The sequence below is a fragment of the Flavobacterium sp. LAR06 genome (assembly GCF_041946075.1).
Classification (GTDB): domain Bacteria; phylum Bacteroidota; class Bacteroidia; order Flavobacteriales; family Flavobacteriaceae; genus Flavobacterium.
This window is the reverse complement of sequence record NZ_JAUTYT010000003.1, coordinates 90,773-106,186: the sequence shown is the minus strand read 5'-3', so window position 1 is coordinate 106,186 and position 15,414 is coordinate 90,773. Positions and strand designations below refer to the sequence as shown.

The 15,414-nt window shown below is 32.4% G+C and carries 14 protein-coding genes; 8 read left to right on the top strand and 6 right to left on the bottom strand.

What is annotated here, in order from left to right; genetic code table 11:
* The first annotated feature begins 105 nt into the window (after window positions 1-105).
* Window positions 106-2,214 carry a DNA helicase RecQ gene (gene recQ / locus Q7C23_RS05535; protein WP_375031569.1) on the top strand — a complete coding sequence of 703 codons (2,109 nt, stop codon included), beginning with the start codon at window positions 106-108 and terminating at the stop codon, window positions 2,212-2,214.
* Between the two features lie 69 nt (window positions 2,215-2,283).
* Here recQ and Q7C23_RS05530 read toward each other — a convergent pair whose 3' ends face one another.
* The 4 genes from Q7C23_RS05530 to Q7C23_RS05515 form a co-directional block, all read right to left on the bottom strand.
* The gene (locus tag Q7C23_RS05530) at window positions 2,284-2,799 is read right to left on the bottom strand and encodes a DinB family protein (RefSeq protein ID WP_375031568.1); all 516 of its coding nucleotides are present in this window, start codon (window positions 2,797-2,799) and stop codon (window positions 2,284-2,286) included.
* Between the two features lie 42 nt (window positions 2,800-2,841).
* The gene (locus tag Q7C23_RS05525; RefSeq protein WP_375031567.1) at window positions 2,842-5,427 is read right to left on the bottom strand and encodes a phosphoenolpyruvate carboxylase; all 2,586 of its coding nucleotides are present in this window, start codon (window positions 5,425-5,427) and stop codon (window positions 2,842-2,844) included.
* A gap of 90 nt (window positions 5,428-5,517) precedes the next feature.
* Complete coding sequence (locus tag Q7C23_RS05520) at window positions 5,518-5,997, bottom strand: Lrp/AsnC family transcriptional regulator (protein WP_008468989.1); 480 nt, start codon at window positions 5,995-5,997, stop codon at window positions 5,518-5,520.
* 77 nt (window positions 5,998-6,074) lie between these two features.
* Window positions 6,075-7,229 (bottom strand): M14 metallopeptidase family protein, encoded by a 1,155-nt coding sequence (locus Q7C23_RS05515; protein ID WP_375031566.1) that lies wholly within the window; start codon window positions 7,227-7,229, stop codon window positions 6,075-6,077.
* A gap of 312 nt (window positions 7,230-7,541) precedes the next feature.
* Between Q7C23_RS05515 and Q7C23_RS05510 the strand changes: the two genes are divergently transcribed.
* Window positions 7,542-8,018 carry a helix-turn-helix domain-containing protein gene (locus tag Q7C23_RS05510; protein WP_375031565.1) on the top strand — a complete coding sequence of 159 codons (477 nt, stop codon included), beginning with the start codon at window positions 7,542-7,544 and terminating at the stop codon, window positions 8,016-8,018.
* A gap of 83 nt (window positions 8,019-8,101) precedes the next feature.
* On the opposite strand, the gene Q7C23_RS05505 is transcribed toward Q7C23_RS05510, so the two are convergent.
* The gene (locus tag Q7C23_RS05505) at window positions 8,102-8,653 is read right to left on the bottom strand and encodes a 1-acyl-sn-glycerol-3-phosphate acyltransferase (protein WP_375031564.1); all 552 of its coding nucleotides are present in this window, start codon (window positions 8,651-8,653) and stop codon (window positions 8,102-8,104) included.
* 65 nt (window positions 8,654-8,718) lie between these two features.
* Here Q7C23_RS05505 and Q7C23_RS05500 point away from each other — a divergent pair, with 65 nt between their 5' ends.
* The 6 genes from Q7C23_RS05500 to Q7C23_RS05475 all read left to right on the top strand — a co-directional run bounded on the left by Q7C23_RS05500 (window position 8,719) and on the right by Q7C23_RS05475 (window position 13,489).
* Window positions 8,719-9,384 (top strand): spermidine synthase, encoded by a 666-nt coding sequence (locus tag Q7C23_RS05500; RefSeq protein ID WP_375031563.1) that lies wholly within the window; start codon window positions 8,719-8,721, stop codon window positions 9,382-9,384.
* 12 nt (window positions 9,385-9,396) lie between these two features.
* Window positions 9,397-10,074 carry a peptidoglycan DD-metalloendopeptidase family protein gene (locus tag Q7C23_RS05495; RefSeq protein WP_375031562.1) on the top strand — a complete coding sequence of 226 codons (678 nt, stop codon included), beginning with the start codon at window positions 9,397-9,399 and terminating at the stop codon, window positions 10,072-10,074.
* A 6-nt stretch (window positions 10,075-10,080) separates the two neighbouring features.
* The gene (locus tag Q7C23_RS05490; RefSeq protein WP_375031561.1) at window positions 10,081-10,557 is read left to right on the top strand and encodes a hypothetical protein; all 477 of its coding nucleotides are present in this window, start codon (window positions 10,081-10,083) and stop codon (window positions 10,555-10,557) included.
* Between the two features lie 9 nt (window positions 10,558-10,566).
* Window positions 10,567-11,091, top strand: a complete 525-nt coding sequence (locus Q7C23_RS05485) for a hypothetical protein (protein ID WP_375031560.1) — start codon at window positions 10,567-10,569, stop codon at window positions 11,089-11,091.
* Window positions 11,092-11,143: 52 nt separating this feature from the next.
* Window positions 11,144-11,614: a nuclear transport factor 2 family protein gene (locus Q7C23_RS05480; RefSeq protein ID WP_375031559.1), complete on the top strand. Its 471-nt coding sequence runs from the start codon at window positions 11,144-11,146 to the stop codon at window positions 11,612-11,614.
* A 132-nt stretch (window positions 11,615-11,746) separates the two neighbouring features.
* A complete protein-coding gene (locus tag Q7C23_RS05475) occupies window positions 11,747-13,489 on the top strand; it encodes an APC family permease (protein WP_375031558.1) in 1,743 nt (580 codons plus the stop codon).
* A gap of 311 nt (window positions 13,490-13,800) precedes the next feature.
* Here the strand turns inward: Q7C23_RS05475 and Q7C23_RS05470 are convergent, their stop codons facing one another.
* The gene (locus Q7C23_RS05470; protein WP_375031557.1) at window positions 13,801-15,288 is read right to left on the bottom strand and encodes an aminotransferase class V-fold PLP-dependent enzyme; all 1,488 of its coding nucleotides are present in this window, start codon (window positions 15,286-15,288) and stop codon (window positions 13,801-13,803) included.
* Window positions 15,289-15,414 lie beyond the last annotated feature (126 nt).

Below are 15,414 nucleotides of genomic sequence, written 5' to 3'. Positions count from 1 at the left end.
TTTTTATTAACCAGTAACTTGACATTTTCTTTAAATAATAAATTTATTACTTCCATATTTTATAAGAAATTTCTTTAAATTTAATATTTAAAAAAATAAGCCCGAATGAATACAGAGCTACTACACGCCAAATTAAAAGAGAATTTTGGATTTGAAAAATTTCGTCCAAATCAGGAAACCATAATCAATACGATACTTGGTGGTCAGGATACTTTAGCTATTATGCCGACCGGTGGAGGAAAATCAATCTGTTTTCAGTTGCCAGCTTTGGTTTTACCCGGAATTACAATTGTTATTTCTCCTTTAATCGCTTTGATGAAAGATCAGGTTGATAGTTTAAAAACAAATGGAATTAATGCCTGTTATATTAATAGCAGCCAATCAAGTGAAGAGCAACAATTTTATATTGACAATTTAAGATCTGATAATTTTAAACTCGTTTATATAGCTCCGGAAAGTTTATCTTATCTGGATGTTATTTTTAATGAATTGACAATTAGCTTAATTGCTATCGATGAAGCGCATTGCATTTCATCTTGGGGACATGATTTTAGACCTGCTTATACCAATTTGGGCTATTTGAAAAACCGCTTCCCTTCTACTCCAATCCTGGCATTGACTGCTACAGCTGATAAGGCAACCCGAACTGATATTACAAAACAATTAAATTTAAAAAATCCGAAAACTTTCGTTGCTTCATTTGACAGAAAAAATCTTAGTTTAGAAGTTCGTCCAGCATTGGATCGTGTAAAACAAATTATTGATTTCGTTGAGAATAAACCTAACGAATCTGGAATAATTTATTGCTTAAGTAGAAAAACAACAGAAGAATTAGCTCAGAAATTACAAAAAAGCGGGGTTTCTGCAAAAGCATATCATGCCGGTTTAGATAATAAACTTCGCGCGAAAACACAGGATGATTTTATAAATGATGATTGTCAGGTAGTTTGCGCGACTATTGCTTTCGGAATGGGAATTGATAAATCAAATGTTCGTTGGGTGATTCATTACAATTTACCCAAAAATATAGAAGGCTATTATCAGGAAATTGGTCGCGCCGGTCGTGATGGTTTACCAGCGGAAACTGTTTTATTTGAAAGTTACGCTGATGTAATTCAGTTGCAGAAATTCGCTTCGGAAGGTTTGAATTCTGATGTTCAGCTGGCAAAGCTTGAAAGAATGAAACAATATGCCGATGCATTGAGTTGTAGAAGAAAAATTCTGCTTTCTTATTTTGGCGAACTGGTTAAAGAGAATTGCGGTAACTGCGATATTTGCAACAATCCTCCAAAATTTTTCGATGGTACGATTCTCGCGCAAAAAGCATTGTCGGCAATTAGCCGTTTACAGGAATCTGAACCATTGGCTGTAATTGTAGATTTCTTAAGAGGCTCAAAAAACGCGTATATCTACGAAAAAAATTATCAGAGCTTAAAAACGTACGGAATTGGCGCTGATATTTCATGGTATGACTGGAATCAATATTTGATTCAGTTAATTAATTTGGGATATTGTGAAATTGCCTTTCACCAACATAATAAAATTTTATTAACAGCTTTTGCTAGAAAAGTATTATTCGAAGGTGAAAAAGTAAAACTGACCACGGTTGTTAAGAAAGTAATTGATAAAAACGAAATCAAAGAGACAAAAGTTAAAACCGTTAAAAATTCTCTTTTTGAAATACTTCGAAAATTACGTTATGAGATTGCAAAGGATGAAGATGTTCCGGCTTATGTAATATTTAGTGACGCTGCTCTAAGGCAAATGGAAGTTTTAAAACCAATGAATGATGAGGAATTCCTTGCGGTTGAAGGAGTTGGTAAAGCAAAACTTGAAAAGTATGGCTCGGAATTTATAGATGCAATTACTTATTATGAAAAAGTAAAAAAGGCAAATACTAAAGTAAAAAAAGAAGGCAACACTTATAAAACAACTTTAGCGCTTTTTAAGGATGGGAATAGTATTGAGGAAATTGCAAAGAAACGTAATTTGGGACAAACTACTATTATCTCGCATTTAGCGAAATTATATGTTGATGGCGCAGACATTAATTTAAGTCAGTTTGTTACGGATGATGAAGTTAAGCAATTACACAAAGCACAAGTGGAGCTTGAATATCCTACAGCACTAAAGCCTTATTACGATCATTTTGAAGAAAAATTATCTTACGATAAGATACGATTTGGTCTCGCTATTGTGGAACGAAATAAATAGTCTTTTGTTAAAACAAAAAAAACCTGTGAAATTTACTTCACAGGTTTTTTTTTATAGTTAATGGAGAGTTTATAAATATCTCTCCTGAAAAACATTTTGATGATGTTTTTGATGTCCAATAATAACAAAGCCTAAAGCGCGAACAGAAATTTGATTATTTGAAGCTGTTCCAATTCTTTTAAGCTGTTCTTCAGATAAACTTTTGTAAAACAATAAATTTGAATGTCTTAACGCAGAAAGCTCAGTTAATAAATCCTGAATACTTCTGCTGTTTGAAGCTGTACTATTTGCATAGTCATCTTCCTCAAAACTTGCTAAAGGTGTTTGATCATTTCTTGAAAAGCGTAAAGCACGGTAAGCGAAAATACGTTCGCAATCTATTATATGCTGAATGATATCTTTAATGGTCCACTTCCCTTCCGCATATCGGTAATCAAATTTATCCATAGGAATGTTTTGTACAAACCTGATAAAATCATGCAGCGAAATTTCTAATTCTTCGATCAAATTTACATTTCCGGCTTCTTTGATATATGTTGTAAATCCACCTGAATATTCGTTTTCTGATAATTGACTTGAATTCATTCTTACTGTTTTTTTATAAAATAAATTTAAATTTTCTAATCCTTAAGCAGAGTTACGACTCGCGTTTGTGTTTCCGAAAAGAGATCTTGTTACGATTTTTTCATAAACTTTAATCATCTCTTCATTGGCACTTTTATCATTATTTAATTCGTTAATTCTTAATAAAGCATATTGTTGTATCGTCAACAATGGCAATACAATACGTTCTCTTATTTGAATAGATGCTATACCATCAGGATAGTTTTCCATCAGTGTTTTATGACCAGCAATTTTAAGTAAAAGGCGTTTTGTTTCTGAAAATTCATCATAGATAATTTGCCAGAATTCACCAAACTCAGGATCATTTCGCATGTAGGCCGTTAAGGGTAAAAATGATTTTGCCAATGACATCATACTGTTTTCTAACAATGTTTTAAAGAACAATGAATTGTGGTACAAATCACTTACTTTATCCCATTGACCGCTTTCTTCAAAATATTTTAAAGCAGAACCTACTCCGAAAAATCCTGGTACATTTTGTTTTAATTGACTCCATGAACCAACAAACGGAATTGCTCTCAGATCCGCAAAATCTAGTGATTCTGATTTACTTCTTTTTGACGGACGGCTTCCAATATTTGTTTTAGAGTAGTATTTCAACGTACTCATCTTTTCTAAATACGGAATGAATTTAGGATGATTTTTAAAACTTAAGTATTTATCATATCCTAAATCAGCTAATTGAGTCAAAATTTGAGTTTCATCAGCACTTAATTCGTTGTCTTCTTTGCTGAAAACCTGATTCGTAACACCGGCACTTAACAAGTTTTCAATATTATAACGACATGAATCTAAAGTTCCAAAGTTTGAACTGATCGTTTGCCCCTGAACTGTAATTTGAATTTCGTTGTTTTCAATTTTTGGTCCTAAAGAAGCATAGAATTTATGGGTTTTTCCACCACCACGAGCCGGAGGTCCACCACGTCCATCAAAGAAAATGGCATCAATTCCATATTTTCTTGAGATTTCAGTCAATGAAATTTTAGCCTGATAAATACTCCAGTTTGCCATCAGATAACCACCGTCTTTAGTTCCGTCAGAGAAACCAAGCATTATAGTTTGTTTGTTTCCTCTCGCTTGTAAATGCTTCGAATATTCTGGATTCGTATACAACTGCTCCATAATTTCGTGTGCATTCTGCAAATCATCAACCGACTCAAAAAGCGGAATGATATCAACAGTTGGATTTTCCCAATTATTTAAACGAATCATAGCGAAAGTTTCCATTACGTTCAATGCACTTTCGTTGTTACTAATAATATATCGATTGGCACCAAATTCACCGTTGCGCTCCTGAATGGTTTTAATAGCTTGTACTGATTCTAATGTTGATCTTGTAATTTCATCATTAAAATCAGCCGGATTTAATTGTCCTTTAACCTTAGATAAAACATCTAATTTTTCACTTTCAGATAATTCAAAGTAGTTTTCCGGGAAAATTTTTGAATCCGAATTTAAATAGTGATTCACCACATCTTTAAAAACGGCGTCATGAATTTTACTATTTTGACGAATATCTAAAGTTGCAAAATGAAATCCGAATAAATTGATTTTTACCAAAAATGCTTCCAATTCGTCAAGATACAACGACTGGTGTTTTTCGATAATAATCGTTCTGATTTTATTTAATTGCGCTAGTAATTCTTCCAAAGTGATATAAATTTCACCTTTAGAATAAAAAACAGAACGGTAAAGTTTATGTTCAAGTTCTGCTACCAAAGTATCTACACCTGAGAAAGTTAGCTTTCTTTTTAAATTTCTCATTTCAACATAATAACATTTTAAAATAGAAGTACGCAAACGTTCCGCTACTTTTAAAGTAATTTCAGTTGTAACAAATGGATTTCCATCACGGTCACCACCTGGCCAGAAACCAAGTTTGATTAATTGGTTTTTGATAGCACTTCCGTGAAGAATGTTCTTTTGTAAATAATGAACAATTTCACCGGAAGTTGCATAAAACACATTTTCTAAATACCAGATCAAACTTACTGCCTCGTCATAAGGATTTGGCTTTTCGTTCTGAATAAAAGGTGTTTTTCCAAGCTGTGCTAATAACTGCTTTATTTTTAGTAAATCATTTAAGCGAATAGCGTCCGTTAAATCATTGATAATTCCTAAAACTGGCCCAGGGTAAAATTGTGTTGGATGTGCCGTTAAAACGGTTCTGACATTAAAGTTTTCCAGAAATTCGATTAGTTCCTCGTTTTTTTCTTTAGCATCTGTTTTTTCTTTGATATCACGCAAGGATCCACGTCCTTCCATGTTATTAACGGCTGGAAAAGCAGCATCTTCAATAGCATCAAACAATACAATCTGACGTTCTATATATTGAATAAATCGAAACATTAAATCGATTTTTTCTTTTTCAGAAGCATTATTTAAGTATTTATTTGAGAAGAAATCAAAAATTTCTTTTGGTGTTTCTTGTTTTCTAAAACCCGTTTCGCAAGTTTCTGTAAATAAAGGGAGTAAAACTCCCGTATTATCAATAGAATCAAAGGGTAATGTTATAAAAACACTATTATAAATGTGGTATTTTGAGAGAACATCTTGATTAAAACGTTCAATTTTTGGCAACGTGTACATAATCGTGTTGTAGTTGGTTGGTTAATTAGTCATAAAAAAACCCCAAGAATAAACTTGAGGTTATATTTTAATATAGCATTCAAGAAAATATTACATATTTTTAAAAATAGTATGCATCAAACGCTTCTTATCGTTTATACTTTCTTCTAATGAAATCATAGTTTCAGTTCTGTAAACTCCGTCAATATCATCAATCATGAAGATAACTTCTTTCGCGTGTTTAGTGTCTTTTGCTCTAATTTTGCAAAAAATATTAAATTTTCCTGTAGTTACAGAAGCCACTGTTACGAATGGAATTTGATTGATTCGCTCTAATACAAATTTTGTTTGAGATGTATTATTAAGGAATACACCCACATAAGCAATAAATGAATACCCCAATTTGTCGTAATCTAAGGCTAATGAAGATCCCATTATTATACCGGCGTCTTCCATCTTTTTTACTCTAACATGTACTGTTCCAGCAGATATCAATAGTTTTTTTGCAATGTCAGTAAACGGAACTCTCGTATTGTCTATTAACATATCTAAAATCTGGTGATCTACTTCATCTAAACGAAATTTACTCATAATTCTTTAATTAATATTACTAATTGCTATTACAAAGTATAAAAATATATATAAAAAACAACAAATTCACATAAAAATTAACTTTTTATCAATCCGTTAACAAATTTAACATTTTTATTTAAATAAAAATCTGCTTTTTCGTTCACCTTCGGAAAACTATTATGATTATCGGAATAAAATGCTCCCTGAGCGTCATATTCATAATGTCCAAAATAATTTTCTAATTCACCTACTTCTGCGATGTAGGCGTTAAAGTGAATCTTATTTTCAATCAATTCTTCTTTGTATTGTGCGACAAAATTCGTAATAATTTCGATACCATCATAATTTATTTTGATGTTTTTATACATAAAATCATAAAAAACCACTTTATTTTGTGAAATATTCAAATAATCATTAATTCTATTATCAACTAAATCGTTTTCGCAGAGCAGTTCAAAACTCGAAATAAGTGAGAAAAATATGAATTTTCGAGTGATTTCGCGTTCATAATCATTAGGAAAATGACCTGCTTCAAACAAAATTGTTGGTACGCCCAAAAATTGAAAAGTGTCCCCTATACAGTTGATATTGAATGAATCATCAAATCGACCAACTTGTCCCGGAATATAGTGTTGCAGTGTATCATTGATTCCTGCTATTAGATTTATAGCTTTCAATCTGTTTTCGTTTATCTCTCTTTCCTGATTATAAGAAGGCGCTAAAAAAGAAACTGTAGCGGGTTTACCCGTATTACCAGCTCCAAAAATAGTACGCTGATCGTGAAGATTAAAGCAATAATGTGGCTTAAATGCTTCGAAAACTTCTCTTAAAACGTTACTTTCCGGCTGAGTCAGGTTTTGAGAATCACGATTTAAATCAATTTTATTAGCATTTTCGCGTGTATATAGTGCCGCTCCATCAGGATTTAGTATCGGAATAGCATAGAAGGTAAATTTTTTAAGCAATTTCTTAGCAAGGTCAGAACCGTTATTCAAAACATTAATAAAGTCAAAAAGAGCTTTAGTTGTTGTACTTTCGTTACCGTGCATTTGAGACCAAAGATAAATACGAGTTTCTCCTGTACCAATTTGATAACTATATATAGGTTTATCTAAAACCGATTTACCAATAAGCTGGACTTGGTTATTAGTATTTAAATTGTCTAATAAAGGTTGAATATGATCTAATGTCAAGTAACGTCCTTCTATAGATTGTTCTTTGTGCAGCCTAAATAATTCTTCTAAATTCATTGTCTTTTGATTAGTTTACAAAAGTAAACATCTTTATTTTTACAATTGTAAACAATAAAAAAATAAGATAATTTATAATTGTAAACAGGATTTAAATCATAAATTACCTGACTGTCCGATTAACGGTTAACATTTGTTATTACTTTACACTACATTACCGTATGTATTATATTTCAATAAGTTAACTAATTTTATATAAAGTTATAGTTCTTTATTTTATAGCTCATATAAACGATTTACAACTGTAAAATTGCTTTATTAATCTCTTTTAGTTACATTTGTAAACAGGATTTTTTAAAATAATAATTTACAATGGTAAACATCGATGATTTTGTAAAACGGGTTGAAATTATATTAGATTATTATGGCCTAAATGCCTCTTCTTTCGCAGATAAAATTGGGGTGCAACGTTCAAGTATGTCTCACCTGCTTTCAGGAAGAAACAAGCCTAGTTTAGATTTTGTGATGAAAATTTTGGATGTTTTTCCGGATGTAGATTTGTATTGGATATTAAATGGAAAAGGAAGTTTTCCTAAAGCAGAAGATAACAGTCTAAATGCAAACAACGAAATAGTTTCAGAAATTGTAAAACCTCTCACCCCTATTTCATCTTCTGAAGATTTTATTGGTGATGATTTATTTTCTGAAATCAATTATAAGGAAGAAGCAAAAACAGAAACAAGAAATGCTATCGAAGTTAAAAACTCAAATTTCATTTCAGAAGAAGGAGAAGTTGAGAAAATTGTATTTTTTTATAAAAACGGGACATTTAAGGTTTATATCCCGTAATTCGAAATTTTCGCGTATTTTAAAATTTTAAAATTTATTTTTCATTTAAGCGATTCTCACGTAACTGAAAAAATATTCAATATTTACAATTTAAATCCGTCTTGAGGAATCTTACCTAAAACACCGTCATAATGTTTTTTCAAAATTTGTAAATCGGCTTCATAATCTCCTGTCGGATAAAACGGCTTTCCTAAATTAACTTCTTTTTTACCCCAATCAAAAGCCACAGGAATAATAGGCACATTTGCTTTAAACGCGATATAATAAAAACCAGTTTTAATTTCTGTTACTTTTTTGCGTGTTCCTTCAGGTGCCACTGCTAAACGAAAAACTTCTTTTCGCTCAAAAATAGCTGCAATCGAATCTACTTTATTTAATCCTCCCGAACGATCTAAAGGCTCACCTCCCACGCTTCTGAAGTAATATCCGAAAGGGAATTTGAATAACTCTTTCTTTCCCACCCAGTTCATTTCTAAACCTGAAATTCCACGGGTAAAAATTCCTAAATAAAAATCATGATTACTTGTATGTGGCATCACCATCATCACGCATTTTTTCACTTCCGCATTTTCAATCCCTCTTATTTTCCAGCCCATTAGCTTAAAAAAGATGAATTTGTACAATTGTTTCTTCATTAAAATTTATTATTTCATGCAAAATAAAAGATTTAAAATGGTATTTTTGAGTAAAAGCTTTACAAATGATCCAAAAAATTTTTAGTTATCTGATTCCAATCAAAGTTTTCAAGAAAAAATCGGCAAGAAGTAAAACGATAGAAGTAACCTGGACAAATGGCGAATTAGTTTTAGACTCTGAAAATACAAATTATTCGTACGGAAGTTTGCAGCGTATATTAAGGTACGGATTACGGAACATTGGTTACAAAGCCATTCTTGATATGGATCATATTTTGTTACTGGGAGTTGCAGGCGGAAGTGTTGTAAAAACGCTGGTTGATGAAATTGAATACAAAGGTAAAATTACCGGTGTCGAAATTGATTCAGACATGATTCAGATTGCAAATGAATATTTTAACCTGAATCAGATCAAACAGCTTGAAATTATAATTGACGACGCTTTCGAATTTGTTTTAAAAACCAAAAACCAATACAATCTTATTATTATTGATATTTTTGAAGACATAAAAATGCCTAATTTTTTATTTGAGCGCTTTTTTAGTGAACGGATTTGTTCCCTTTTAAAAGATCAGGGATTTGTACTTTTTAATACAATGATTCTGGATGAAGCACATAATGTCAGAAATCGGAAGTATATTGCAGAAATAAATCCTAAACAATTTTCTTCTAAAATGCTGCCCCGCATTGAAGATCATAATGAACTAATAATAATTGAAAAAGTTGCCTAAATTTTACCTTTTATGAAAACCCTAGTTTCTATTTTAAAAGCCATTCCACCTACTAAAATTATTGATGCGAGTATTGATTTTTCAGATTATATCCCTTTAGATTTATCCATTACGAATAAAGAATTAATGGAAAGCAAACCAGAAAATGCTACTGAATTCGAAGATTTTATTTCTAAATATCTAAAAGCCAACAATGCTGAAGTAGCTTTTGGCGGTTATATAGAAGGACGAACATTATATAAAAGAAGTACAATATTTAAAAATGATTCTGTTGCGGAGCGTAATATACATATTGGTCTTGATTTATGGACCAAAGTCAATACCGCAGTTTTGGCACCGCTTGATGGGAAAGTGCATAGTTTTAAAAACAATGTTGGTTTGGGCGATTATGGACCAACGATCATTTTAGAACATGAAATTGAAAATGAAAAATTTTATACTTTATACGGACATTTATCGTTAGAAAGTATAAAAGACCTAAGCGTTGGGAAGCAATTTATGAGAGGGGAACAAATTGCAACTCTTGGAAATGCAGCTGTTAACGGAGATTATGCACCGCACTTACATTTTCAGATTATACAGGATATTGAAGATTACTGGGGAGATTATCCAGGCGTTTGCAACAGTACTGATTTGAATTTCTACATTGAAAATTGCCCCGACCCTAACTTATTATTAAAAATAACATAAATAGTTATGAAGAAAGCAGGATTGATTATATGTTTGTTGTTGTTAATTGGATGTAAATCTAAAACTGTAACCCGGGACACAGAAGATTTAAAAATAAAACAAGTTCCAACTGCCGAAGTTAATGCTAATCAACAAAAGAAAGCATACGATTTGGGCAAGCGGGTTTTAGAAACTTGTAATACGTCAAAATTTAAACCTTTTAACGAAACGGAGGTTACAAAGTCGGTTATGGAAAATACAACCGAAGAACGATTGACAAAAACCTGTCAAAGATTTAGACAATATTACGGAAGTTTTATTGATTTGAAATTAGACGGCGTTTACAGAACTAAACAAGAAGTCATTTATCGCTATCATGCTTTGTATACAAAAAAAGTAGCAAACAAAGAATTACGGGTTTTTGTAAATGAAGACAATTTAGTTTCTGCAATAAAATCGATGGATTGGGACGAAAAATTTGATTCTAAAATAGAAGGACAATAAACTATAACTATGAAATTTAAAACACCTTTTTTAATCTTACTGTTACTTTCAACTTTTGCGAATGCTCAGGAAACAATGAGTGTAAAAGGTTCTAAAGGGTATCCGGCAACGCAAAATTATACTTTTATCTGTGAAAAATATGCTTTTTCAGGAGAGACAGATGTTCAGGTTGCGAAGACAGAAAAAGGTGGAATTTTAAAATTATCAATTTCCACAGCCAATGCTGACGCAAGAATTGCTGGCGGAGTTTATGTCGATCTGACTAACGGCGACGTTATTGCCTGCGTAGACAAAAATGTAAAAGAAACTGTGGAAGGCAAAACAACGTCTTATTATTACTTCACTCCCGCCGAAATGATCAAACTCAAAAAAGCTGACATTCAGGGAATCAGATTTATTATAGCTGGAAACTCAAAATCTTTCGGAAATCAAACTGGTTATTTTACTGCTGTTAACAAAATGGCTTACTTTTCTACAGGATACGATAAATCAAAAAAAACGTTTGATACCGCAATTGCAATTAGTAAATTATAAATAAAATATTTTATATAATTAATCTTATATTTATATTCTAAATTTTATTTAAATGAATGCCAACGAAAATTTAATTGCAAAATTCTACACCGCTTTTGCAAATGCCGATGCTAAAACAATGAGTGAATGTTATCACCCAAAAGTACATTTTATTGACCCTGCTTTTGGTTTACTAAAAGAAGAACAGGTTTCTAACATGTGGGAAATGTTGATTTTAAAAAGTAAAGGCAATATTAAAATTGAGTTTTCAGATATTAAGGCAGACGAATTTACAGGCTCTGCAAGATGGGTTGCTACTTACAACTTCAGTAAAACAAATCGAAAAGTAATCAATAAAATTTCAGCTGAATTTATTTTTCAGGATGGCTTAATTATTAAGCACACTGATAATTTTGATGTATGGAAATGGTCCAAACAAGCTTTTGGCATTACAGGATATTTACTGGGCTGGACAGGTTTTTTTCAAAGCAAAATCCAGGATCAAGCCCTGTTGTCACTTAAAAAATTTCAGGAATCAAAATAATTTTCTTAAATTGAAAATTCAAAATTTCTGATTAGTTAAATATATTTCCGCCTTTATAAAATATCTGCCTTATTTAAGATTTATTTTAGTTGCTTTTATTATTGAATTAATCGTTTTTAATTTTCAATACTTATGAAAGAAGTTATACATAAAAAATTAAATCAATTACAGGCAACAGCAATTTGTGGAAACGATATTAGTTCTTCTTGTTTATATGTCTCGGCACTAACCATTTTATATGCAGGCCAATATGCCTGGATTTCTTTATTAATTGTTGCTGTCGTTTTATTCTTATTCAGAAAAATTTATGGAGAAGTTGTTGGTGCAATTCCGCTAAACGGAGGAGCATACAATGTTTTATTAAATACTTCTACCAAACGCCTTGCCTCTCTTGCTGCAACTTTGACCGTTTTGTCATACATGGCGACAGCTGTAATTTCGGCGTCTGAAGGAATGCATTACCTACACGGAATTTTCGAAGGCTTAAATGTTACCATTGCAACCGTAATTGTCCTGATATTATTTACCGGACTTGCCATTTTGGGAATTGGAGAATCAGCATTTGTTGCTGTCATTATTTTTCTAACCCATCTCGCAACTTTAAGTCTGCTTGTTTTAGCGTCATTATGGTTTCTATTAAATAATGGTCTGGAAACATTTCACGTTAATTGGCAAACTCCAATTGCTTCCGGAAATATAAAAACAGCTCTTTTTCTGGGATTTTCTGCAGCCATGCTCGGAATTTCAGGTTTTGAAAGTTCTGCCAATTTTGTTGAAGAACAAGAACATGGCGTTTTTCCAAAAACACTCCGAAACATGTGGGCAATTGTCAGCTTTTTCAATCCCGTAATCGCCATATTACTGATAAGTGTAATTCCGCTTACCGAAGTTGGCGAAAACAAAGAATCGCTTTTGGCACATCTTGGCGAGACTACCGGCGGGTCCTGGCTGGCCTGGTTAATTTCTATTGATGCCGTTCTGGTTTTATGTGGTGCTGTTTTAACATCATTTGTGGGTGTTTCGGGTTTATTAAACCGAATGACCTTAGACCGAATTCTACCCAATTTCTTCCTGAAACAAAATAAAAGAGGTTCACATTACAGGATCGTCATTAGCTTTTTAGTGCTTTGTATATCAGTACTTTTCGCAACAAGTGGTCACTTAGAATCACTTGCAGGTGTTTATACTTTTTCGTTTTTGGCCGTAATGGCATTATTCGGTATTGGAAATTTATTATTAAAATTCAAACGACAAAAATTACCAAGACCGGAGCGTGCACGCGGTATCGCCGTTGTAACTGCAGTACTTTTTATTATTGCTGCCTTTATCGGAAATATGAAGCTGAACATCAATGCTTTTTATACCTTTTTGCAATACATGATTCCGTCTCTAATTTTTATCGGAATTATGCTTAACCGCGTCATGCTCATCAAGCTTTTAATAGAAGCCTTAGAATATTTCTATCAACCGCTGCGTAGAATGGTAATTGTCAGCAATCGATATTTACAAAAAATGAGTATTGAAATAAACTCACAAGAATTTGTTTTTTTTACCAAAGGCGATGATATCGCAATATTGAATAAAGTATTACAATATGTTGAAAACAATGAAACTACCAAAAAACTAAAAATAGTTCATATCAAAAGTGATGGCGCAAATAACGAAGCGCTAAAAAAGGATTTAGAAGTTTTAGACCGTGCTTACGACGACATTGATATTGAATTCCTTGAAATACAGGGTGTTTTTGGACCTGATATTATAGACGAGCTTTCTGAAAAATGGAAGATCCCAAAAAACTTCATGTTCATTGGTTCACCCGGAAATAAATTCTCATACCGCGTTTCCGACTTAGGCGGCGTTCGTTTAATCATGTAGCTTCTTATTTTTTTCAGGAGCAAATGTATCCGGTTTTTCAAGACGACCAGTTCCGCTATCCCTTTCAATTTTTTGCGCCGAACACCGGCACAAAAGGATTTTCAGTTCTATCGGGGCTAGATTAGAAGTTTAATTTTTAAAAGAAGTAAGAAGCAGGAAACAAGAAATAAAAAACCCGACAAGCTTTAAAAACTCGTCGGATTTATATTTTATAGAATCTATTGTCGAAATAGCTTTGTGAACTTTGTGTTTTATATTCATTAGCAATATAAAAAAACCGTAGTGCACTTTGTGGTAAAAAAAATCCAACATTAAGATTTAAACCACCCAGCAACTAATTCATCCTCAAATGAAGTAGCATTTTTATGAACAAATTCATTGGTTTTATTATTATAAGTATAATCTAAAGCCCAAGTTTCGTGATTCTTAGCCAGATCTTTAATGCTCTCGCAAACGTAAGCGATTTCCTTATCTGTAGTAGTCGGGTGAATAGACATTCTAATCCATCCCGGTTTTTTGATTAAATCGCCAATCGTGATTTCGTTAACAAGTTTGTTCGAAGTTTCCTGATCAACATGCAATAAAAAGTGGCCGTAAGTCCCAGCACAACTGCATCCACCACGTGTTTGAATTCCGAATTTATCATTTAATAATTTCACTCCTAGATTAAAATGTAGATTTTCAATAAAGAAAGAAACCACTCCTAAACGATTTTTATGTTGTCCCGCCAAAATTTTAATATTCTCAACGAGCTCCAATGTTTCAAAAACATAATCAACGATTTCGTGTTCACGTTGGAGAATATTTTCAACTCCCATTTCTTCCTTCAACTCAATTGCTAATGCCGTTTTAATAACCTGCAAAAATCCCGGAGTTCCTCCATCTTCACGATCTTCAATATTGTCAACATATTTATGTTCTCCCCAAGGATTTGTCCAGCTTACTGTTCCTCCACCCGGGCAATCCGGAATCATATTATTATATAATTTTTTATTAAAAATTAAAACACCGGAAGTTCCGGGACCACCCAAGAATTTATGAGGTGAAAAGAAAATTGCATCCAGATACGATTCCGGATCTGAAGGATGCATATCAATTTCTACGTAAGGTCCTGAACAGGCAAAATCTACAAAACAAACCCCATTGTGTTGGTGCATTAATTTTGCAGCTTCATGAAAAGGAGTTTTCAAACCCGTAACATTCGAACAGGAAGTAATCGAAGCAATTTTTATTGTTCTACTATTGTATTTTTCTAATAACAAGGTTAAATTTTCCAGACTAAAAAGGCCTTTTTCACATGATGGAATGATTTCAACATCTGCAATAGTCTCTAACCAAGAGGTTTGATTAGAATGATGCTCCATATGAGAAATAAAAACAACAGGTTTTTTTTCAGCAGGAACATTAATAAAGTCTTTTAGGTTTTCAGGAATTTTTAATCCTAAAATACGTTGAAATTTATTAATAACACCAGTCATTCCTGTTCCATCAGTAATTAAAACATCATCCTGATTTGCGTTAGCATGACGCTTAATAATATTTCTGGCATGATGATATGCTTTTGTCATGGCAGTACCTGACACAGTAGTTTCAGTGTGCGTATTCGCTACAAAAGGTCCGAAATCATTAAGAAGTTTCTCTTCAATCGGTCGGTATAATCTTCCGCTGGCAGTCCAATCCGTATAAATAATCTGTTTTTTGCCGTACGGAGACTTAAATTCCTGATTAATTCCAACGATATTTTTACGAAAATCCTGAAAATAAGTTTCTAAAGTGATGGTATTATTTTTGCTATCCATTAGTGTGCCTGAGTTTGATGCAAATATAATGGCTTTTTTGCAAAATTGCGAATTTATCAAATGTAAACTTCAAACATTCAATAACTGATTAGTATATTTAACTAAAATGTGATTTTATTAACAAAT

Bases quoted from the DNA above. Each gene is read 5' to 3' on its own strand.
- Q7C23_RS05525 (WP_375031567.1), bottom strand. From the start codon at position 5,427: ATGTACACGTTGCCAAAAATTGAACGTTTTAATCAAGATGTTCTCTCA.
- Q7C23_RS05520 (WP_008468989.1), bottom strand. From the start codon at position 5,997: ATGAGTAAATTTCGTTTAGATGAAGTAGATCACCAGATTTTAGATATG.
- Q7C23_RS05470 (WP_375031557.1), bottom strand. From the start codon at position 15,288: ATGGATAGCAAAAATAATACCATCACTTTAGAAACTTATTTTCAGGAT.
- Q7C23_RS05500 (WP_375031563.1), top strand. From the start codon at position 8,719: ATGATCCAAAAAATTTTTAGTTATCTGATTCCAATCAAAGTTTTCAAG.
- recQ (WP_375031569.1), top strand. From the start codon at position 106: ATGAATACAGAGCTACTACACGCCAAATTAAAAGAGAATTTTGGATTT.
- Q7C23_RS05510 (WP_375031565.1), top strand. From the start codon at position 7,542: ATGGTAAACATCGATGATTTTGTAAAACGGGTTGAAATTATATTAGAT.
- Q7C23_RS05505 (WP_375031564.1), bottom strand. From the start codon at position 8,653: ATGAAGAAACAATTGTACAAATTCATCTTTTTTAAGCTAATGGGCTGG.
- Q7C23_RS05475 (WP_375031558.1), top strand. From the start codon at position 11,747: ATGAAAGAAGTTATACATAAAAAATTAAATCAATTACAGGCAACAGCA.
- Q7C23_RS05485 (WP_375031560.1), top strand. From the start codon at position 10,567: ATGAAATTTAAAACACCTTTTTTAATCTTACTGTTACTTTCAACTTTT.
- Q7C23_RS05490 (WP_375031561.1), top strand. From the start codon at position 10,081: ATGAAGAAAGCAGGATTGATTATATGTTTGTTGTTGTTAATTGGATGT.
- Q7C23_RS05515 (WP_375031566.1), bottom strand. From the start codon at position 7,229: ATGAATTTAGAAGAATTATTTAGGCTGCACAAAGAACAATCTATAGAA.
- Q7C23_RS05480 (WP_375031559.1), top strand. From the start codon at position 11,144: ATGAATGCCAACGAAAATTTAATTGCAAAATTCTACACCGCTTTTGCA.
- Q7C23_RS05495 (WP_375031562.1), top strand. From the start codon at position 9,397: ATGAAAACCCTAGTTTCTATTTTAAAAGCCATTCCACCTACTAAAATT.
- Q7C23_RS05530 (WP_375031568.1), bottom strand. From the start codon at position 2,799: ATGAATTCAAGTCAATTATCAGAAAACGAATATTCAGGTGGATTTACA.